At 64.8% G+C, this 2,488-nt stretch carries 2 protein-coding genes and 1 pseudogene; 1 reads left to right on the forward strand and 2 read right to left on the reverse strand.

The genetic code is table 11. The annotated features are described in order from the left end of the window. Together EOA27_RS31755 and EOA27_RS31760 are read right to left on the reverse strand one after the other, a co-directional pair. Positions 1–372 (reverse strand): annotated as a pseudogene (locus EOA27_RS31755) (chloride channel protein); the annotation flags it as partial. 212 nt (positions 373–584) lie between these two features. Continuing rightward, positions 585–884: a putative quinol monooxygenase gene (locus EOA27_RS31760; protein WP_126081505.1), complete on the reverse strand. Its 300-nt coding sequence runs from the start codon at positions 882–884 to the stop codon at positions 585–587. A gap of 121 nt (positions 885–1,005) precedes the next feature. On the opposite strand from EOA27_RS31760, the gene EOA27_RS31765 reads away from it, so the two are divergent. Continuing rightward, positions 1,006–2,488: FHIPEP family type III secretion protein (locus EOA27_RS31765; protein ID WP_127258150.1), on the forward strand; the 1,483-nt coding region annotated here is incomplete at its 3' end.

Raw genomic sequence — 2,488 nt, forward strand, 5'->3', positions numbered from 1 at the left:
GGGGAGCGACGTGCCCCCGCCATAGAGCGCGTTGGCTTCGATAGGGTCGACCGGGGTACGGAATTTGAACCGCCTGAGCCAGATCACCGAAAGCCCGAGCAGCAGGCCGCCGATGGCGGGGAACATCGCCTGCACCGGATCGGCGAGCGAGAACATTGCCGAAAGCCGGCCGCCCGGCTGCACGTCGAACAGCAAATAGTGCATGCCTTGCACCAGCGCGCTCATGCCGGTGACCAGCGCGCCCGCGATCGCGCCGACCATGCCGGCCATCAGCACGATGACGATGCCGCGCGCCTCGAGCACGGGGATCGAGCTGATCAGCACCGCGCGAAGCCGGCGGGCGTAGACTCGTGGATCGTTTCTGGCAGGCAAGTGAACGGCTCGCCGGTATGCGGAAAGAAAACAGCTGCCATGGGTGATACGCGCGGTAACTATGCGTGGCAACCGCAATGCCGACCGCTTGTGGCGCCAATTTGACGGTGCGTGAACCACGCGCCGGGCGCCTCGAACCAGGTCTGGCCCTGGCTGTAGGTAAGCGGGCGGGCAGGGTTCCTACCCACCTCCAGCCTGAAAGCCGCCCGCTTTCAGGTCGGCGCGCCGCCATCCGTCTCGAAAAGCGTAAGCTTGCGATCGCCGATGCCGAGCTCAGCCCAGCTCGCGCGCCACTCGGCGATATGCGCCGATTTGAAATGCGCTTCGAGCGCGGCGCGATCGCTCCAGGCTTCCGAAACATGGATGAGCCCGGCGTCCAGCACATCCTGCGCGTAGGAATAGTGAAGGCAGCCCGGCTCGGCGCGGCTTGCCAGGATCATGCGTCGCATTGCTGGCCTTGCCTGCTCAAGCCTGTCTGGTGGCAGCCGAACCGTGCCGATGATCAGCAGCATGCGATTTTCCTTCCGCCGACGGGATCGAGGCGGCGTAGCCGCTCTCCCACCTTCGCGCAAGCTTGGAGGATTACGGTCAAGGGCCTGACCTGTGCGTGGCGGGTCTTGATTTGGGGACGACATGGCAATCAGCGAAACACTACCGTCCGGCGTGGTGGCGAAGAACGGCCGCGATGTGTTCTTCGCGCTGGGCATCGTCGTCATCCTGGCCGTGTTGTTCCTGCCGATCCCCGCCTTCCTCATCGATATCGGGCTCGCCTTCTCGATCGCGCTCTCGGTGCTGATCCTGATGGTGGCGCTGTGGATCCAGCGGCCGCTCGACTTCTCGTCCTTCCCGACCGTGCTGCTGATCGCCACGATGCTGCGCCTGTCGCTCAACATTGCCACCACCCGCATGATCCTGTCGCACGGCAATGAGGGCACGCATGCCGCCGGCTATGTCATCTCGGGCTTCTCCAAGCTGGTGATGTCGAGCGATTTCGTCATCGGCCTCATCGTCTTCATGATCCTGATCGTGGTGAACTTCATCGTCATCACCAAGGGCGCCACCCGTATCGCCGAAGTCGGTGCGCGCTTCACCCTCGACGCCATCCCCGGCAAGCAGATGTCGATCGACGCCGATCTCTCCGCCGGCATGATCGACGAGAAGACGGCGCAGCTGCGCCGCCGCGAGCTGGAGGAAGAATCCTCCTTCTTCGGCTCGATGGACGGTGCCTCGAAATTCGTGCGCGGCGACGCCATCGCCGGCCTGATCATCACCGCCATCAACATCGTCGGCGGCATCGCCATTGGCTATCTGCGCCACGGCATGGGCCTCGGCCAGGCCGCCGATGTCTTCATCAAGCTGTCGGTCGGCGACGGCCTCGTCACCCAGATCCCGGCGCTCATCGTCTCGCTCGCCGCCGGCATGCTCGTCTCCAAGGGCGGCACGCGCGGCTCGGCCAACCAGGCGGTGTTCGGCCAGCTCGGCGCGCATCCGCGCGCGCTCTATGTCGCGGCCTCGCTGCTGGTCATCCTTGGCCTGATGCCCGGCCTGCCGCTGTTCCCCTTCTTCGCGCTCGCCGGCGGCATGGCCGGCCTCGGCTATATCATCCCGCTGCGCCACAACCGCGCGCTTGCCGCCGCCGAAGCCTTGAAGACGCAGGAGAAGGCGAACAAGGTCGAGGAGGAGAAGAACTCGGTGAAGGCTTCGCTGGTCACCGCCGAGATCGAGCTGCTGATCGGCAAGCAGCTGTCGACCCGGCTGATGGTGGCGCACCAGGAACTGGTCTTCCGCATGTCGAAGATGCGCAAGAAATTCGCCCAGCAATATGGCTTCGTCGTGCCGGAAGTGCGCGTCGCCGACGACTTCGCCATTCCGCCGAAGAGCTACCAGATCAAGGTGCATGGCACGGTGGTCGCCGAATACCAGATGCGCGTCGGCGAGATCATGGTGCTGCTTGGCACGCGCGGCGTGCCGGACATCCCCGGCGAGGAAATCCGCGAGCCGGCCTTCGGCATGCGCGCCTATTCGGTGCTCGAAACCTTCGCCGAGGATCTGAAGCGCGAGAACTTCACCTTCGCCGACAACATGTCGGTGCTGCTCACGCATCTCTCCGAGGTGA

Origin of the sequence: Mesorhizobium sp. M2A.F.Ca.ET.037.01.1.1 (genome assembly GCF_003998075.1) — a bacterium.
Taxonomy (GTDB): domain Bacteria; phylum Pseudomonadota; class Alphaproteobacteria; order Rhizobiales; family Rhizobiaceae; genus Mesorhizobium.